This window comes from Kaistia sp. SLG-1, assembly GCF_059699055.1.
Genome location: NZ_AP048544.1, coordinates 3,217,755 through 3,233,887, shown reverse-complemented (window position 1 = coordinate 3,233,887; position 16,133 = coordinate 3,217,755). Strand labels below are relative to the sequence as shown.

The following is a 16,133-nucleotide window of genomic DNA, read 5'->3' as shown; positions in this document are numbered from 1 at the left end:
TCAGGTGACGTTCATCCAGCCATGCGTCACGGCGAAGTGGACGATCTGGGCGCGCGAATGCAGCTTCAGCTTCTCGGTCGCCCGCGCCTTGTAGGTCTCGATCGACTTGATGCTGATATTGGCGCGCGCGGCGATCTCCTTGTTCGAATAGCCGAGCGCCACCATGCGCAGCACGTCCTGCTCGCGCGCCGTCAGCCCGAGCGCCCCGACCGACTTGGTGATCGCGGCGTTCTGCTCGGCCGGCGCCGCGGTCATCTCGCTCGCCGTCGGCGGATCGAAGAACAGGCCGCCCAGCATGACCGAGCGGATCGCGAGCAAGAGGTTCTGCCCGGCCGAGCACTTCTGCACGAAGCCCTTCGCCCCGACCTGCAGCGCTTGCTGCACATAGCTGCGCTCGTGATAGAGCGTCATGATCACGACATGGGCCGAGTAGCCGCGCTTGATGATCTGCTCGGTCAGAACGAGCCCGTTCATGTCGGGCAGCGAGACGTCGAGCACGGAGACGTCGGGCGCCGTGCGCCCGATCAGCTCCAGTGCGTCGGCGCCGTTGTTCGCCTCGCCGACGCAGATGATGTCCTGCGACGTCTCGATCAGCGCCTTGGCGCCGGCCACCACAACGGGATGATCGTCCACGATCACGGTCCGGATAGGATAGCTCATCGCGTAACCCCGACTGGTTGAAGCGGGGAGGCGACCAGCGGGATCGTCGCCGCCAGCCGGGTGCCCTTTCCGCCCGGCCGGGTGCGGATGGAGAAGACGCCGCCCAGCTCGGCGACGCGCTGGCTCATGCCGGCGATGCCGGAGCCGCGGCGCGCCCGCGCGGTATCGATCGCGCTGTCCGGGCCGCGTCCGTCATCCTCGATGACGATGCTGACGGAATCCGGCATGCGCCGCAGGCGTACCGTCACGGCGGAGGCGGTGGCGGCGTGCTTGGCGATGTTGGTCAGCGCCTCCTGGACGATCCGGTAGATCGTCTCGGCGGTGCGGTTGTCCAGGTCGCGGTTCATGCCGCGATGACGGAAGCGGGCCTCGATCTCGACCTCCATCTCCCATCGCCCGATCAGGTCCGCCAGCGCCGCGACCAGGCGATAGCCGAGCGGCACGCCGACCCGTTCTCCGGTCGCGATCTGCTGCAATTCCTCGCTGAACCGGGTCAGGGTCTGGCGGAGGTTGGAGAAATGGGCCAGCAGGCGGGAATCCGTGACCGTCCTTTCCAGCGCCGCGAGGCGGAACAGGATCGAGACGATGTACTGGCCCGAGACGTCATGGATGTCGCGCGAGAGCCGCTGCCTCTCCCGCGTCAGGATCGTCCACATCGCCGGCTGGGCGTCGGCCAGCGCCGCCGCTGCGGCCCAGCCCCCGTCGACGGGATCGCGGCCGCTCGGCCCGATGAGGCTCGGGGCGGCCGACCTGTGCTTGCTGTTGACCGATCGACTTGCCGATTTTCTGGGGCGGGTCCCGTGAATCGTCTCCTGGATCGCCTGCGGATTGTTCGACGGCAGGCCTCCCGAGAAGCCGATTTTTTCTCGAGATAGTCCATTTGACGGTTCGGAAGGTTCTTCGTCCAAATTGTCGTCAGTAAAGGGTGAAGCAATCTGAAATATTACTGAATCATCACTGGCCGAAATTTCCGGAGACAATGTCATCTGCGAACCCCTTAGGTGAAGTTCATTCCGGAGCGGGGGGAAGTGCGTCAGGAGAAAGCCCCCATTCCGAGTGCGACGGGTTATGCCCCTTCGCCCTTTTTGATGTGCCCACGACCCATGGCGAAGCTTCGCTTGCTGATTGGGATAGCATGAATAATTTCCGGTTCAAAGTAGACTCGTTTCAACCAACCGTGAGCAAATCCCAGATGCGGTCCCATGTCTGCCTTACCTGCTCGCTTTATATATTATTGCGATCTCTGTAACTGTCCGGCCAAGTCCTTGCGCGTCTCTCCATTTTTGCGCCGATAATTGGCGTCTCCGGTCACATTGTATGGACGGGGCGCAGGTTACGTTACGTACATCCATGGTTGTCGAATATCGTCTGGTTGCATTCTCGGGTAGGTGCCGCCTCGTAGGTCCCGGCGCTCGCCGGGGTTGCAGGGTGAAACGATCCTTCGGGAGCGGGCGTCTCGTCCTGGATCGGAGGGGGCCGGCAAAGCCGAAACGGCCTCCGATGCGGCGGGTCGCCGGAAGTTTCCGGGTTTGATGTTGCTTTGTCAGGGGAGGCGGCGAAGCGTGTCAGGCTTTTAATCCTCCCAGACTACGCGCCCGGCGGACTATGCTACTCGAAGAACAGGGAACGAATTCTAAGTTATACTTGCAGCGGCGACGAACTCGCCGGCAATCCCAGTCCGGTTCGATGATTTCCGAGAGATCCCAATCCGCTCCCTGCGGTCAGCGACTTCCGGAGTTTAGATTGCATTTCGATATTGGTTTGAAATTTGTATCAATTTGGGATCGGCGTCAATTTGTTTCCTCTGATGCCTGCTTCGGAGCATCAGTAAAAGGAAATCTGGGAGCGCTCTGTAGTATGATAATGCACGTCATTACGAACTACACGGCTCAAGCCGGCGCGGAGGCTATGCTTTCGCGGCTCCTGCGTGTGTCGACAGAGCCGGCCATCGTCGCTTCGCTGATCGACATCTCCGACAATCATCGCGGGCTCGAGGGCGGCGCCGTCCGCTACGTGCCGCTCCACGCCCGCTCGATGGCCGGGGCGCTGCCTGCCATTCTCCGGCTTTCGCGGCTGATCGCGCGCGAGCGGCCACGCGTCATCCTCTGCTGGATGTATCACGCCATGATCGCCGGCGTTCTGGCGGCGCGGTTTTCCGGTGAGCGCGTGCCGGTGTTCTGGAATGTCCGCCAGGCGCTGGACGATCCGGCCGCGCTCTCGTGGAACACGCGCCAGGCGCTGCGCGTGGCGCGGCGGCTCTCCCGCTTGCCGGACGGCATCATCTTCAACTCTTCGCGAGCGCTGGAGCAGCATCGCCGTTTCGGCTTCGCCAACCAGAACATGGAAGTGATCCCGAACGGGTTCGAGCCGGTTGCCGAGCAGCCGGCCTGCCGCGTCCCGCAGGTTTTCGGCATCGCGGCGCGCCTGCACCGCCAGAAGGATCACGCCACCTTCTTCCGGGCCGCCGCCCGGGTCCGCCAGCGGCATCCGGCGGCGCGCTTCATGGCGGTCGGCGCCGGCCTCTCCGACGACAATGCGACCGTGCGCGACATGATCGCCGAGGCCGGCCTGTCGCAGGATTCCATCACGCTCAGCGGCGAGGTGACCGACATGGACGCCTTCTACCGCAGCATCGACATCCTCGTCCTGTCGTCGCGCACGGAGGGGTTCCCGAACGTCGTCGCCGAGGCGATGAGCTATGGCAAGCCGGTCGTCACCACCGATGTCGGCGACGCCGCGGCGGTGGTCGGGGAGACCGGGCTGGTGGTTCCGCCCGGCGATGCCGACGCCCTGGGCGAGGCGATGTGCCGGATGCTCGGCATCGGCCTGCAGGACTATGCCGGCCTGTCCGCCGCCGCGCGCCGCCGCGTCGACGAGAACTACTCGTTGCCGCAGATCGCGCGTCGCTACGCCTCGTTCATCGGCCAGGCCTGAGGGGAGTTGGAGGTCGTGCCCGGAGATCGCGGATCATGATGCTGACAGCGAAACGCTTCTTCTCCGCCGCCCCCGCCGACCTCGCGCGGGAGTGCGAGTTCTTTTCGAGCCTGAAGATGCGCAACGGCACGTTCAAGCTCACGCGGCCGTCGCGCTTCGCGGTCCTCGAGGAGCGGTTCGCGCCGATGGTGCGGGCGCGCGTGAAGGGGCCCTGCGCGGTGCTCGACATCGGCGCCTCGACGGGCCTGACGACGATCGAGCTCGCCGATTTCCTGCGCGCGCAAGGCGCCGTGCCGCGCGTCGTCGGCACCGATCTCTTCATCGACGCGCATCTGGTCGATCTCGCTCCGGGCGTTCACGTGCTCGCCGATCCCGATGGCTGGCCGCTGCAATATGGCGTCGCCGGCGTCGGCATCCGCGCCTGGGTGCGGCGGCTCGACTACGTCACGCTCGCGGTTCTGCCGCGCCTCCTGGCCCGTTCGATGCTGCGGCCGCGCCTGCGCCGGCGGATCGCGGCGGGGGCGTCGCTGCCGGTGCGGATGGAGAGCCGGGCGCTGGTCGGCCAGGCCATACGGCTCGTCGAGAACGACATCTTCGTCCGGGAGCCGTCCTTCGCGGCGCGTTTCGATTTCATCCGCGCCGCGAACATCCTTAATCTCGGCTATTTCCGGCCCGAGCGGCTGCGCGTGGCGATCGCCAACATTCGCGCCTATTGCCGGGGGCCGGGCGCGCTTCTGCTGGTCGTGAAGACCGACGGATCGAAGCATGACGGAACCCTGTTCGAACTGGGCCCGGAGGGCGACTTCCAGGTGCTCGCGCGGATCGGCAGGGGATCCGAAATCGAAGAGTTGGTGCTGGAAACCGCGGCCGCGACGCGCCAGAGGGAGGTGTCATGAACCGGACCGGTCCGCTTCGCGACGCCAGGCGCCTGATCCTCGTGGCGTGCCTCGCTTTGGCGGCGGTCGGGCTGTTCGCGACCAGGGGACATCTGGTCGGGCTGATCCCGCACTGGCTCGCGCGGCTGCACCTGCAGGAAGCCTCCGCCGCCGGGTCCGGTATTCCGATCCCGCCGAAGCTGCCGGACGGGCGCCAGCGCGCGTTCCCGACGGCCGAGGGGTTTGGCGCCGGCGCGAAGGGCGGGCGAGGCGGCCGCGTCATCTTCGTCACCACGACGGCGGATCGCGGCGTGGGGTCGCTGCGCGCCTGCATCGGCGCCGAGGGGCCGCGGACCTGCATCTTCCGCACCAGCGGCACCATCACGCTCAACTTCCGCTCGCTTGTCGTCCTCCATCCCTACCTGACGATCGCCGGCGAGACGGCTCCGGGCGATGGCATCGCGATCCGCAACGGGCCACGGCAGATCCGCCCGTCGATCGAGGTCGTCACCCATGACGTCATCATCCGCCATCTCCGCCTCAGGCCGGGGCCGCATGCCATCAAGGCCTGCTGCTCGGGCGCGCTCGGCTTCTACGGCAAGGAGGCCACCGACATCATCGTCGACCACGTCTCGGCAAGCTGGGGCTCCGACGAGACGATCGATTCCGAGGGGGCGACCAACGTCACCTTCCAATGGGGCTTCGTGACCGAACCGCTGCTCGACGGCGGCCCGAGCAAGCACGACCGCGCGCGCAACATGCTGATGACGATGGGCGGCAACATCTCCGTCCACCACACCCTCTTCGCGTTCGGCAAGTTCCGCAATCCGCAGTTCCAGATGCGCGATCCCGGCGGCGTGGCGGACGTGGTCAACAACGTCCTCTATTCGCCGATCTGGGACTATGTGATCAGCTTCAGCGATCGCTGGACCCGGGTCCGGGCGAATGTGATCGGCAACTACAAGATCGCGGGCAGGAGCGAGAAGGACGACCATCTGGTCTATCTGTTCCGCCAGGGCGACCACGGCTTCTCGCTCTTCCTCTCGGACAATCTCGACGAGACCTACCGGCCCGACGAGAGCGTGGGGGATGACCAGGTCATCGCGGAGGAGTGGCGGAACTATCTGGTCTCGAGCCCCTTCGACGTGGCGAACGTCCGCGCCAGCCCGCCGCGCCAGGCCTATGACGACGTGCTGGCCAGCGCCGGCGCGACGCGGCCGAAGCGCGACGCCGTCGATCGGCGGATGGTCGAGGCCGTCCGCGCGCGTTCGGGCAGCCTGCTGAAGTCGAATCCCGAGGCGGTCGGCGGCTGGCCGACGCTCGCCGCCGCGCCGCCGCCGCCCGACCGCGACCAGGACGGCATGCCCGATGCCTGGGAGACGTCGAAGGGGCTCAATCCCGCCGACCCGCGCGACGGTGCGCTGGACCGGGACGGCGACGGGTGGACCAATCTTGAAGAATATCTGCATGAACTGGCCGGCGACGGCGTCGGCATGCATTCCGCGAGGTCCGTCGATGTCCCCGCGAATTGACCCGCCGGCGCGTGAGCGCGTCCAGATCTTGCCCCCCTCAGGCGCGCGCGCGTCCGATCCGTTTGCGCTGCCGTATCGGGCCCTCGTTCAGGAAGGTGACGGCGGGAGCGATCGAGAGCAGGACGGGTACGGCCCAGAACCGGCCATAGACATGCGGAACGGCGTTGATCAGCACCGCGAACAGGCTGAGCGTCGCGAAGCCGCCCACGAAGACCTCCCGGCTGCCGCGATATCGCAGCGGCGTCGCCAGCGCGATGAAGCCGCCGGTCAGCATGAGCAGGAAGCCGCCGAGGGCGATCAGGCCGCCTTCGTTCCACATCAGCAGGTAGAGATTGTGCACCGGCGCATGGAACGCGCTGATCTCGCGATACTGGTCGGCCCCGTAGCCGACCAGCACGACGTCGCCGGCGAAGCCGGACGCCTCCTGGATCATCCGCATGCGGTCGTCGAAGGTGCCGGCCTCGCTCAGGTCGCCGCTCTCGAGCCCGGTCAGCACCCGCTTCTGGAACGTGGCCGGCAGGTTGTCGCGGATGACGGGCGTGTTCAGGCCGCTCACCATCAGCATGACGGCCGCGACGCCGATCGCGGCGCGCTGCGGCGTGATGGTGGCGAGGAAGAAGACGCCGAGGCCGTAGAGCATGGCATAGAGCGCGGTGTTCGAGCCGGTCAGCATGATGCCGTAGGTGATGAGCGGCAGGATCGCCAGCGTGATCAGCGGATGGAGGGTGCGCATCGAGGTCATCGCCAGGATCATCGGTACGGTCAGCGCGATCAGGCCGCCGCATTCGTTGTCGCGCTCGACGAAGCCCATCAGCCGGCCGCTGCCACTGACGAAGGTGGTGTTGGTCTCCTTCAGAATGTCGATGACGTAGATGCCGTGCAGGATCATCAGGATGATCGAGGCGACGAAGACCTTCATCAGGATCGTCGTCTGCTTCCAGGGGCGACCGAGCAGGACGAGCGGCAGCAGCAGATAGGCGAACAGATACTGGATCGACAGGATCAGCCCGCGATCGACGACGCTCGCCAGCAGGCTGCTGCCGAGCAGCGCTCCCACCATCAGCGTCAGCCCGAACAGCCAGTAGGCCGTTCCCGGACCCAGCGGCTTCAGGGGCAGCGAGCGGTTCAGGATCATGAAGCCGAGGCAGAGGCAGGCGAAGGCGTCGCTGGCCGTGAAGTAGAAGTTCGGCAGCCGCACGAAGTTCATCGGCGCGAAGAACACGACCGCGCAGGCGAGCGCGAATTCAGCCCGCTGCGCCGCCGTGCCGGCGACAGGCGCCGCGCGGACCGCCGTGGCGCGATATGGCGGAGATCCGGGAAAGGACGACGATTGATCCATGCGGTCTCCCGACGGGTGGACGCAGCGGAATGTCTCTTGATCCTAGCTGAAGATTTACGATTGGAAACAGTAAACATAAGTTTACTGATCTCATGATGGGAGGGTGATAGGTCTATGGTGTGTAGAAAATTCGGGGGCTGATCACGATATAATTTAATCGCAGGTACATTGTGATGGATTCGTCAATCAAATTTGATCCGAATGCACGTCCTGGGTCTGTTGAAGAAATATTAGCGCCGGCCAAACCGCTGCATGTTGTCGGTCTTCGCGAAATGTGGGCGCTGCTGCGCCGGCACAAATACTTTATCTCGATCTTCATCGCGGTCTCCGTCGCGCTGCTCGTCATCGCGCTCGCGTCGATGCGCAACAGCTACACGGCGACGTCGGCGATCGTGCTGGAGCGCAACGACACGCCGATGCTCGAAGCGGTGACGGCGATGCAGGGGGATGTCCGCGACCGCTCGGCCATGGAGACCGAGATGGACATCATCACCTCGCGCGTCTTCATCGGTCGCGTGGTCGATGCGATGAACCTGGTCGAGCACCCCTGGTTCAACACCTATCTGGCGGCGGCGCGCGAGGCGGCCGAGCCGCCCGGCTTCTTCGATCGCCTGTTCGGCGGGTCGAACGCGCCGGCCAAGCTGCCGCCGCTCACGGTGCAGCGCGACCAGGCCATCACCATGCTGCTGTCGAAATTGTCGGCGACCCGCACCGGCGAGAGCCTAGCCGTCACGATCCATATCATTAGCCCCGATCCGGACCTGTCGGCGGCGCTCGCCAACACGGTGGCCAACACCTATGTCGACTGGTCGCGCAGCCTGAAGAAGGAGGCGATGACCGACGCGGTCAGCTTCCTGCGCGATCGCGCCGCGCAGGTCGCCGCGCGGATCGCCCAGAACGAGCGCGAGATCGCCGAGTTCAGCCGCGTCAACGAGCTCGCCTCCGATGTGCGCGACGACATCCTGCGCCAGAGGATCGACGGCATGAACACCCAGCTGACCGCGGCGCGGGTCGAGCTTGCCGGCGTCCGCGCCCGGCGCGATCAGGGACGCATCGTCCAGGAAGGCGGCGTGGAACTCGAAGGAACCACGCTGACGTCGCCGCTGCTCGCGAGCTTGCGCGACAACAAGGCGACGCTGATGCGCGAGCGCGCGCAATATGCGTCCAACCTCGGAACCAACCATCCGCAGGTGCTCAAGGCCGATGCCGAGCTCGCCAGCGTCGACGCCATGATCTCGAGCGAACTTCGCCACATCGTCGATGAAATGTCGGGCGAGGAGGCGATCATCTCCGATCGCGTGCAGCAGCTCGAGGCGCAGATCGCCGATCTCCGGGCGACGCTGCGCCAGCGCAGCCTGGCGGAGATCCGCCTGCGCGAGCTCGAGCGCGATCTCCTGGCCGATCAGAAGCTGCATGATCTGGTCGTCGGGCGCCTGGGCGGGCTCGATCCCTACGCGGAGGTGGCGAAGCCGAGCGCCCGCGTGGTCTCGATCGCCGCGGTGCCGACGCAGCCTTCCTTCCCGCAGCGCAGCCGCATCTTTGCGGGCGGCCTGATCGGCGCGACGGTGCTGGCGATCGTGCTTGCCGTCATGTTCGAGGCGCTCGACATGCGGATCCGGTCCGGCCAGCGCATCCTGCAGATCGTCGGCGCGCCCAATCTGGCCAGCATCCCGAAGGAGGCGCGGCGCTGGTTCGGGCGGCGCACGCCGACGCTGGCGCGGCTGCTGGAAGGACCGCGCTCGCTTTATACGGAGGCGCTGCGCGCGCTCTATCTCGCCTGTCGCGTGCGGCTCCCGGTGGCGAAGCCGATCATATTGTTCGCCTCGCCCCTGCCGAAGGACGGCTCGGCCGCCATCGCGCTCGGCTTTGCCTATTCGGCAGCCCATGACGGGATCGGCACGGTGCTGATCGACTTCGATCCGCCGGCTCCCGACCGTTCGGGTCTTGCCGCCGTTCCGCCCGGCCGCGCCCTCGGCGACGTCCTTGCCGGATCCTGCCGGCTCGTCGACGCCATCCAGCCGGTTGCCGACGTGCCGGGGCTCGATGTGATCACCGCGTTCGAGACGCCGCGGGGCGGCCATGCCGACCGCCGCGTTCGCTCGGACGACATGCGCCGGGTGATCGAGGATCTGCGCACCAGCTACGACATGATCGTGATCCATTGCGCCCCGGTGCTCATCCTCGAGGACGCCAACTGGCTGCTGCCCTTCGTCGACGCGGTGCTGCTCGTCGTCCGGTTCGGCCGCACCACGGAGCAGGAGCTGACCAATGCCGTCTCGCGCCTGCAGATCAACCATGCGCCTCTGATCGGCACCGTGCTGAACGGCGTCGAGGCGAATGCGCAGCCCGGGCAGGAAACGCTCGGCGCGCTGAACCATCGCCGGCAGGCGCGGGCCTATCTCGAAGTGTGAGGCGGGGCGGGAAGGACGATGGAGGACGTCGTGCAGGGAGGTTTGGAAGTGCAAGCTGCTGACGTGCAAGCTGCTTCAGATATGCGTCGGCGCTACCAGCCCCATCTCGGTGAGGAGAAGGCGGTTGACTGCCTCGACGTCGAAGCGCGCACGCGCAATCTCCAGCGAGCGTCGGCCCATCGTGGCGGCCAGAGCCGGATCGACGATGAAGCGCTCCATCGCCGCCGCGAGGGCTTCCGGGTCGCGCGGCGGGACGAGGAAGCCGTTTTCGCCGGGGTCGACGGCGTCGCGGCAGCCGGGCAAGTCGGTGGTGATGACGGCACGTCCCGTCGCCAGCGCTTCCAGGATGCTGCGGGGCAGGCCCTCGCGATAATAGGACGGCAGGACGAAGACGGTGCTGGAGGTGAGGTAGGGTCGCACGTCCGCGGTCTCGCCGAGATATTCGATCGTCCCGTCCGCCGCCCAGCGATCGATCTCGTCGCGCGAGATCGCCAGCGGGCTCGGGTCCTGTGGTCCGAGGATCTGGAAGCGGACGTGGGGATAGCGCCGGCGCAGGCGCCGCGCCGCCTCGACGAAGTCGACCGGCCCCTTCTCGCGCAGGATGCGCGCCACCATCAGGAAGGCGGGCGCGCCGCCCGGCACCTCCGAGGCGGCGAAATGGGTCAGGTCGATGCCGGAGCCGGGAACGGCGACGATGCGCCTGGGATCCTGGACCATGCGGCCGGCCCGGATGTCGTCGGCATCTGCCTCGTTGTAGACGAAGACGCGGCCGTCGCCGTGCAGGGCGATCCGGTACAGCCAGGTCGAGATCCGGCGGATGTGGCCGAGACGGCGGTCGCTCTCATCACCGCCGAAGACGTAGCCGAGCCCCGTGACGAGCGCGTGCCGTCGCCGGATGCCCGCGAGGCGCGCGGCGATCAGGCCGTAGATGATCGGCTTCATGGTGTAGCAGAGGATCAGATCCGGCGAGAGCCGCCGCAGCTCGCGATAGAGCGCGGTGAGGGTCCTGAGGTCTTCCCAGGGATCGAGGCCGGCCCGCGCCATCGGAATTTTGACAAAGCGCACGCCGATCCGGGCCAGCGCCTCGATCGTCGGGCCATCATCCTCCGGACCGAAGGCGACGACCTGGTGGCCGCCTTCGATCATGGTCGCCAGCAGCCGGTAGCGGAAATTGACCAGCGATACCGTGTAGCTGCAGACGACGGCGACGGTCAGGCGCGGCGCGGCGGCGGTCTGGAAGGCCCATGTGCCGGCATGTTGAACCATGAACAGATCGCCTCCGCTCCGGGCTGCTTAGATCCGGCTGATATGCCGAACGTTGTTTTTGAAGATTGTCATTCGCTCGAGAAAGCTTCGGAAGGTTAGCATGGATTGAAATTACAGAAATATGCAATTCAGTATATGCTGGGTGTGCCGAAGTGTTCCATTCAGATCCATTTTATCTGAAGGGGTTGTCATGTTTGGTTGTCTCTCGATCGTCAGGTTTTTGTCAGTATTGATTGCGGGGTTCATCGTCGTGGGCAGCACGATGTCCGTGCTCGCCGCTGAGCCGGAGGTTCTCCTGGAGCCGGGGGACATGCTCCGGTTCGATATCCTCGACGATGAAAAGGAGCCGGTCGATCTGCCGATCGCGGCCGACGGGACGATCCAGGCGCCCCTGCTCGGCGGCGTTTCGGTGGCCGGCTATACGATCGCGGCGGCGCTCGAGCACGTGAACGCGATCTATGCGGAGCGGAAGATCTTCGTTCAGCCGAAGATCGCCCTGTCGGTCGCCGCCTATCGTCCGGTCTTCGTGATCGGCGATGTCCGCCAGCCCGGATCCTATCCGTTCCAGGCGCGACTGACCGTCGAGAAGGCGATGGGCCTTGCCGGCGGCCAGATCACCGCGGCCAATGGCGAGGATCCGGTTCTCGCCCGCGCGCGAATTCATGGCGAGCTGGAGGCGGTGGAGAACACCATCATCCGCGAAGGTCTGTCGATCGCGCGATTGCAGGCGCAGCTCAATGGCGGCGACGCGATCCGGGACGAGGACGTTCCGGAATCGGCGCGCGCCTATGTGAAGGGGCCCGCGGCCGACATCATGCGCGAGGTCGAGATGCGGATTCTCGACAGCGACCGAAACGGCTTCGCCGCCCAGAAGAAGATCCTGCTCGAGAATATCGCCGAAGCGGCGCGGGGGCAGGAACTGCTGGTGGAGATGGCGGACAAGGTCGCGAAGTCGGTCGAATTCAGCCGGGCCGACCTGGAGCGCGGGCAGGGCCTGCAACAGCGCGGCATCAAGACCCTGACCGACGTGTCCAACCTGGAACGCCAGCTGACGGCGGAAGAGTCGCGGCAATTGCAGGTCATGAGCCAGCAATCGGACGGGCGGCGCGAGATCGGGACATTGAAGCGCCAGCTGGCCGACCTCGAACAGGCCCGGCACATGCAGGCGTTGGTCGACCTGCAGACGCACACCTCCGCCCTGATCACCGCGATCGGCACGCGCCGCACCGCCGAGGAGCAACTGATGCTTCTCTCCGCCATGACGGCGCAGCAGATGGCGGACAACAAGGAAGTCATCCTGGATTTCACGGTGCGACGGGCCGACGCCGCCGGCAATGCCGACCTGCGCGCGACGCCCGCGACGCTGCTGCAGCCGGGCGACGTCGTCATCGTCAGCATCCGCAGCACGCACAACAACGCGCCGTTGGCCGCGCTGCAGCCGCCCGCGGCGCAGCCGTCGCAATAGGCCGCGTTCGCGCGAATTGGATGCCGTTTCGCGTGGGCGGAGCGCGCGACGGAGCAGGGAGTTGGAACTTTTCGGGGGAACCGGCGCCCATCGCGCCGTCGATCCCGCGCCGCTTTCGAGGGGGTGTCCGATGCTGGCAGGAATGGAGAAGGAGTTGGTGGCGCGGGACGTTGCCGTGCCGGCGCCGGCGTCCGGCCAACGCCTGGTCGCGCTCGCCGCGCTTCTGGTCGCCGCGCTGCCGGCGCTGGTGACGGCCTCTCTCGTCTGGGCCGCCCTCGGCCGGCCGCTTCTCTTCCGGCAGGAACGCTGCGGCCTCGGGGAGCGGCCGTTCCGGGTGGTGAAGTTCCGGACGATGCAGGATCGGCGCGACGAGGCCGGCCAGCTTCTGCCGGACGCGCAGCGCGAAACGGCGGTGACCCGCTGGATCCGCCGGGTGCGGCTCGACGAGATCACGCAGCTTCTTTCCATCGCGGCTGGCGACATGAGCTTCGTCGGGCCACGGCCGCTGAAGCCCGAGACGATCGCCGCCTTCGGGCGCCTCGGCGAGCTGCGCTGTCGGGTCCGGCCGGGGCTAACCGGCTGGGCGCAGGTGAACGGCAATACGCGCCTGACCAATGCCGAGAAGCTAGCGCTCGACATCTGGTATGTCGACCACCGCACCCTGTCGCTCGATCTCCGCATCCTCGTCCTCACCGTCGTCACCATCGTCGGTGGCGAACGGGTGCGACCGGCGCCGCTGGCCGAGGCCGAGGCGCATCTCGCCATCCGCGCGGCCGGTCTCGATCTGCCCTTCAGCCGGGAGCCCAGCGCATGAACATCGCTTTCATCGGCGCCGTCGAAGGCTCGGCGATCGGGCTCCGTGCGCTGCTCGACGCTGGATTGGCGCCGGGCCTGGTGATCACCCTGCCGCCGGAGGCGGCCCGCCGCCATTCCGACTATGTCGATCTCGGGCCGCTGGCGCAGGCCGGCGGCGGCGCGCTGGTGCATGCTGTCGATATCAATGGCCCCGAGGCGCTCGCGGCGCTCCGGGAATTCGAGACCGACCTCGTGCTGGTGATCGGCTGGTCGCAGGTCTGCCGCGATGCGTTCCTGTCGGTCGCGCGGATCGGCAATGTCGGCTTTCATCCGGCGGCGCTGCCGCATATGCGCGGTCGCGCGGTGATCCCCTGGACCATCCTGCTCGGCAAGCGGGAGACGGCGGCGACCTTGTTCTGGCTCGACGCCGGCGTCGATTCCGGGCCGATCCTGTTGCAGCAGATGATCACGGTCCGCCCCGACGAGACCGCGCGCGGCCTCTATGACAAGCAGACCGAGGCGCTGGCGCGGATGCTGCCGGAGGCGGTCGCGCTCGTCCTGAAGGGCGAGGCGCCCAGGATCGAGCAGGACCATGCGAAGGCCACCTATTGCGCCCGGCGGACGGCGGAGGACGGCCGGATCGACTGGCGCGAGCCGGCCGAGGCGGTGCTGCGGCTGATCCGGGCGGTGGGCGATCCCTATCCCGGGGCCTTCACCACCGCCGACGGCCAGCGCCTCATCGTCGACGCGGCGACCCGGTTCGCCGACTCGCACCGCTTCATCGGCCTGCCGGGGCAGGTCCAGAGCCACACGCCGTCCGGCTTCACCGTCCGCTGCGGCGACGGCGAGGCGATCGACATCACCGCCTGGCGGCGCGACGGCGGCGTCACGGACCGGCCCCGCCTTCATTCCAAGCTGGGAGCATGCCTCGGATGACGGGTTCGCTGGAAACCTTCGGCCGCACGCTGGTGATCGCGCCGCATCCCGACGACGAGATCCTCGGCGCCGGCGGCACCATGGCCCGCCTCGCCAGGGCCGGCCAGGAGGTGTTCGTCGCCGTGGTCACCAGCGGCCAGCCGCCGGACTTCTCGGCCGAGCAGGTGACGCGGGTGCAGGGCGAGGCGGCGCGCGCGCATGCGCTGCTCGGCGTCCGCCAGACGCTCTGGCTCGGCCAGCCGGCGGCCCAGCTCTTCGACACGCCGCATGCCCAGCTGAACGCCGCGTTGCGCAAGGTCGTGCTCGACCTCAACCCGACGACGCTGATCATCCCTTTCGTCGGCGACATCCACGCCGACCACCAGCTGACCTTCCTGTCGGCGATGGTCGCGGCGCGGCCGCACCAGGCGGAATTCCCGGCGACCATCCTCGCCTATGAGACGCTGTCGGAGACCAACTGGAACGCGCCCTATGTGACGCCCGGTTTCCTGCCGAACGTCTTCATCGACGTCAACGAAACGCTGACAACGAAGATCGAGGCGATGCAGATGTTCGCCTCGCAGCTCCGTCCCTTTCCGCATGAGCGGTCGGTCGAGGCGCTCACGGCGCTCGCCATGCTGCGCGGCGCCTCCGTGCACTGCCGCGCCGCCGAAGCCTTTGTTCTCGTGAGGCATGTGATCCGCGCCTGAAGCGGTCATCGAAGGAGGTCGTCGTGAATCGTTGGCCGCAATTTGACGAAGAGCAGATCGAGGATGTCGTCGCCGTGCTGCGTTCGGGCAAGGTCAATGCCTGGACCGGCAGCAAGGTCGGGGAGTTCGAGGCGGAATATGCCCGGAAGATCGGAAGGCGCCACGCGATCGCGCTGGCGAACGGCACGGTCGCGCTCGACGTCGCGCTCTATGCCATCGGGCTCGAGCCGGGCGACGAGGTGATCGTCACGCCGCGCAGCTTCGTCGCTTCGGCCGCCTGCGTGCCGATGGCGGGCGGCGTTCCGGTGTTCGCCGATATCGATCCGGACAGCCAGGCGATCACGGCCGAAACCATCGCGGCGGTGCTGACACCGAAGAGCCGCGCCGTGATCGTCGTGCATCTCAGCGGCTGGCCCGCCGACATGCCGGCTATTCTGCGCCTCGCCGCGGAGCGCGGCCTCATCGTGATCGAGGATTGCGCGCAGGCGCATGGCGCCGAGATCGCCGGCAGGCCGGTCGGCAGCTTCGGCGACATCTCGGCCTTTTCCTTCTGCCAGGACAAGATCATCACCACGGGCGGCGAGGGCGGCTTGCTGGCTATGGACGACGAGCGGCTCTGGGAGCGGGCCTGGAGCCGGAAGGATCACGGCAAGAGCCACGCCACGGTCTTCCAGCCGGCGCCGCCGCCCGGCTTCCGCTGGCTGCATGAGAGCTTCGGGTCCAACTACCGGATGACGGAAATCCAGGCGACGATCGGATTGCGGCAATTGACGCGGTTGCCCGCCTGGCATGCGCAGCGGACGGAGAACGCCGTCATCCTGATGCAGGCCTTCGCCGACCTTCCGGGGCTGCGGACGCCCGTGCCGCCCGAGGATCTGCGCCACGCCTGGTATCGCTTCTACACCTTCGTCCGGCCGGAGCGGCTGAGGTCCGGCTGGAGCCGCGACCGCATTCTGGCAGCCGTCACCGCCGAGGGCGTCGCCTGCTTCTCCGGAAGCTGTCCGGAGGTGTACCGGGAAAAGGCCTTCGTCGACGCGGGCTTCGGCCCGGACGCGCCGCTTCCCGTGGCGGCGGCGCTCGGCGAGACCAGCCTCGCCTTTCTGGTCGATCCCTGCCAGGACGCGGCGGCGATGCGACGGGCGGCCGATGTCGTGACGGAGGTGATGCGGCGCGCGACGGATACGTCATCTGCGACAGAGCCGAACATGCGGCACGAGGCGGCGGAATAGGG

The 16,133-nt window shown here is 67.0% G+C and carries 13 protein-coding genes; 9 read left to right on the top strand and 4 right to left on the bottom strand.

Going from position 1 to position 16,133, the window contains the following annotated elements; genetic code table 11:
- Together AC6HZP_RS14660 and AC6HZP_RS14655 are read right to left on the bottom strand one after the other, a co-directional pair.
- Complete coding sequence (locus AC6HZP_RS14660; RefSeq protein ID WP_201399874.1) at window positions 1-660, bottom strand: response regulator; 660 nt, start codon at window positions 658-660, stop codon at window positions 1-3.
- The gene (locus AC6HZP_RS14655; protein WP_497523457.1) at window positions 657-1,646 is read right to left on the bottom strand and encodes a sensor histidine kinase; all 990 of its coding nucleotides are present in this window, start codon (window positions 1,644-1,646) and stop codon (window positions 657-659) included. Before AC6HZP_RS14655 ends, AC6HZP_RS14660 begins: the two co-directional genes overlap by 4 nt.
- An 871-nt stretch (window positions 1,647-2,517) precedes the next feature.
- On the opposite strand from AC6HZP_RS14655, the gene AC6HZP_RS14650 reads away from it, so the two are divergent.
- From AC6HZP_RS14650 to AC6HZP_RS14640, 3 genes are read left to right on the top strand one after another with little or no spacing between them, the layout of a single operon-like run.
- Window positions 2,518-3,594, top strand: a complete 1,077-nt coding sequence (locus AC6HZP_RS14650) for a glycosyltransferase (protein ID WP_497523456.1) — start codon at window positions 2,518-2,520, stop codon at window positions 3,592-3,594.
- Window positions 3,595-3,629: 35 nt separating this feature from the next.
- Window positions 3,630-4,490 (top strand): ATP-binding protein, encoded by an 861-nt coding sequence (locus AC6HZP_RS14645; RefSeq protein WP_497523455.1) that lies wholly within the window; start codon window positions 3,630-3,632, stop codon window positions 4,488-4,490.
- Complete coding sequence (locus AC6HZP_RS14640) at window positions 4,487-6,001, top strand: pectate lyase (protein WP_497523454.1); 1,515 nt, start codon at window positions 4,487-4,489, stop codon at window positions 5,999-6,001. The genes AC6HZP_RS14645 and AC6HZP_RS14640 overlap by 4 nt, the downstream gene beginning before the upstream one ends.
- Before the next feature lie 37 nt (window positions 6,002-6,038).
- Here the strand turns inward: AC6HZP_RS14640 and AC6HZP_RS14635 are convergent, their stop codons facing one another.
- A complete protein-coding gene (locus AC6HZP_RS14635) occupies window positions 6,039-7,340 on the bottom strand; it encodes an O-antigen ligase family protein (protein ID WP_497523453.1) in 1,302 nt (433 codons plus the stop codon).
- A 173-nt stretch (window positions 7,341-7,513) separates the two neighbouring features.
- On the opposite strand from AC6HZP_RS14635, the gene AC6HZP_RS14630 reads away from it, so the two are divergent.
- Window positions 7,514-9,751 (top strand): GumC family protein, encoded by a 2,238-nt coding sequence (locus tag AC6HZP_RS14630; protein WP_497523452.1) that lies wholly within the window; start codon window positions 7,514-7,516, stop codon window positions 9,749-9,751.
- Window positions 9,752-9,826: 75 nt separating this feature from the next.
- Here AC6HZP_RS14630 and AC6HZP_RS14625 read toward each other — a convergent pair whose 3' ends face one another.
- Window positions 9,827-11,017, bottom strand: coding sequence for a glycosyltransferase family 4 protein (locus AC6HZP_RS14625; protein WP_497523451.1), 1,191 nt, complete (start codon window positions 11,015-11,017; stop codon window positions 9,827-9,829).
- A gap of 121 nt (window positions 11,018-11,138) precedes the next feature.
- On the opposite strand from AC6HZP_RS14625, the gene AC6HZP_RS14620 reads away from it, so the two are divergent.
- The 5 genes from AC6HZP_RS14620 to AC6HZP_RS14600 all read left to right on the top strand — a co-directional run bounded on the left by AC6HZP_RS14620 (window position 11,139) and on the right by AC6HZP_RS14600 (window position 16,131).
- Entirely contained in the window at window positions 11,139-12,482 is a 1,344-nt protein-coding gene (locus tag AC6HZP_RS14620; protein WP_497523450.1) for a polysaccharide biosynthesis/export family protein, read from the top strand.
- Window positions 12,483-12,612: 130 nt separating this feature from the next.
- A complete protein-coding gene (locus AC6HZP_RS14615; RefSeq protein ID WP_497523449.1) occupies window positions 12,613-13,296 on the top strand; it encodes a sugar transferase in 684 nt (227 codons plus the stop codon).
- Entirely contained in the window at window positions 13,293-14,213 is a 921-nt protein-coding gene (locus tag AC6HZP_RS14610; protein WP_497523448.1) for a methionyl-tRNA formyltransferase, read from the top strand. Before AC6HZP_RS14615 ends, AC6HZP_RS14610 begins: the two co-directional genes overlap by 4 nt.
- On the top strand, window positions 14,210-14,902 hold the full coding sequence (locus tag AC6HZP_RS14605; protein WP_201399865.1) for a PIG-L deacetylase family protein: 693 nt from the start codon (window positions 14,210-14,212) through the stop codon (window positions 14,900-14,902). Before AC6HZP_RS14610 ends, AC6HZP_RS14605 begins: the two co-directional genes overlap by 4 nt.
- Window positions 14,903-14,925: 23 nt before the next feature.
- A complete protein-coding gene (locus tag AC6HZP_RS14600; RefSeq protein WP_497523447.1) occupies window positions 14,926-16,131 on the top strand; it encodes a DegT/DnrJ/EryC1/StrS family aminotransferase in 1,206 nt (401 codons plus the stop codon).
- Window positions 16,132-16,133 lie beyond the last annotated feature (2 nt).

What these genes read in the sequence shown, in the direction of transcription:
- AC6HZP_RS14605 (WP_201399865.1), top strand. Translation starts at nt 14,210, where the DNA reads ATGACGGGTTCGCTGGAAACCTTCGGCCGCACGCTGGTGATCGCGCCG.
- AC6HZP_RS14610 (WP_497523448.1), top strand. Translation starts at nt 13,293, where the DNA reads ATGAACATCGCTTTCATCGGCGCCGTCGAAGGCTCGGCGATCGGGCTC.
- AC6HZP_RS14640 (WP_497523454.1), top strand. Translation starts at nt 4,487, where the DNA reads ATGAACCGGACCGGTCCGCTTCGCGACGCCAGGCGCCTGATCCTCGTG.
- AC6HZP_RS14630 (WP_497523452.1), top strand. Translation starts at nt 7,514, where the DNA reads ATGGATTCGTCAATCAAATTTGATCCGAATGCACGTCCTGGGTCTGTT.
- AC6HZP_RS14655 (WP_497523457.1), bottom strand. Translation starts at nt 1,646, where the DNA reads ATGACATTGTCTCCGGAAATTTCGGCCAGTGATGATTCAGTAATATTT.
- AC6HZP_RS14625 (WP_497523451.1), bottom strand. Translation starts at nt 11,017, where the DNA reads ATGGTTCAACATGCCGGCACATGGGCCTTCCAGACCGCCGCCGCGCCG.
- AC6HZP_RS14635 (WP_497523453.1), bottom strand. Translation starts at nt 7,340, where the DNA reads ATGGATCAATCGTCGTCCTTTCCCGGATCTCCGCCATATCGCGCCACG.
- AC6HZP_RS14615 (WP_497523449.1), top strand. Translation starts at nt 12,613, where the DNA reads ATGCTGGCAGGAATGGAGAAGGAGTTGGTGGCGCGGGACGTTGCCGTG.
- AC6HZP_RS14660 (WP_201399874.1), bottom strand. Translation starts at nt 660, where the DNA reads ATGAGCTATCCTATCCGGACCGTGATCGTGGACGATCATCCCGTTGTG.
- AC6HZP_RS14645 (WP_497523455.1), top strand. Translation starts at nt 3,630, where the DNA reads ATGATGCTGACAGCGAAACGCTTCTTCTCCGCCGCCCCCGCCGACCTC.
- AC6HZP_RS14650 (WP_497523456.1), top strand. Translation starts at nt 2,518, where the DNA reads ATGATAATGCACGTCATTACGAACTACACGGCTCAAGCCGGCGCGGAG.
- AC6HZP_RS14620 (WP_497523450.1), top strand. Translation starts at nt 11,139, where the DNA reads ATGCAATTCAGTATATGCTGGGTGTGCCGAAGTGTTCCATTCAGATCC.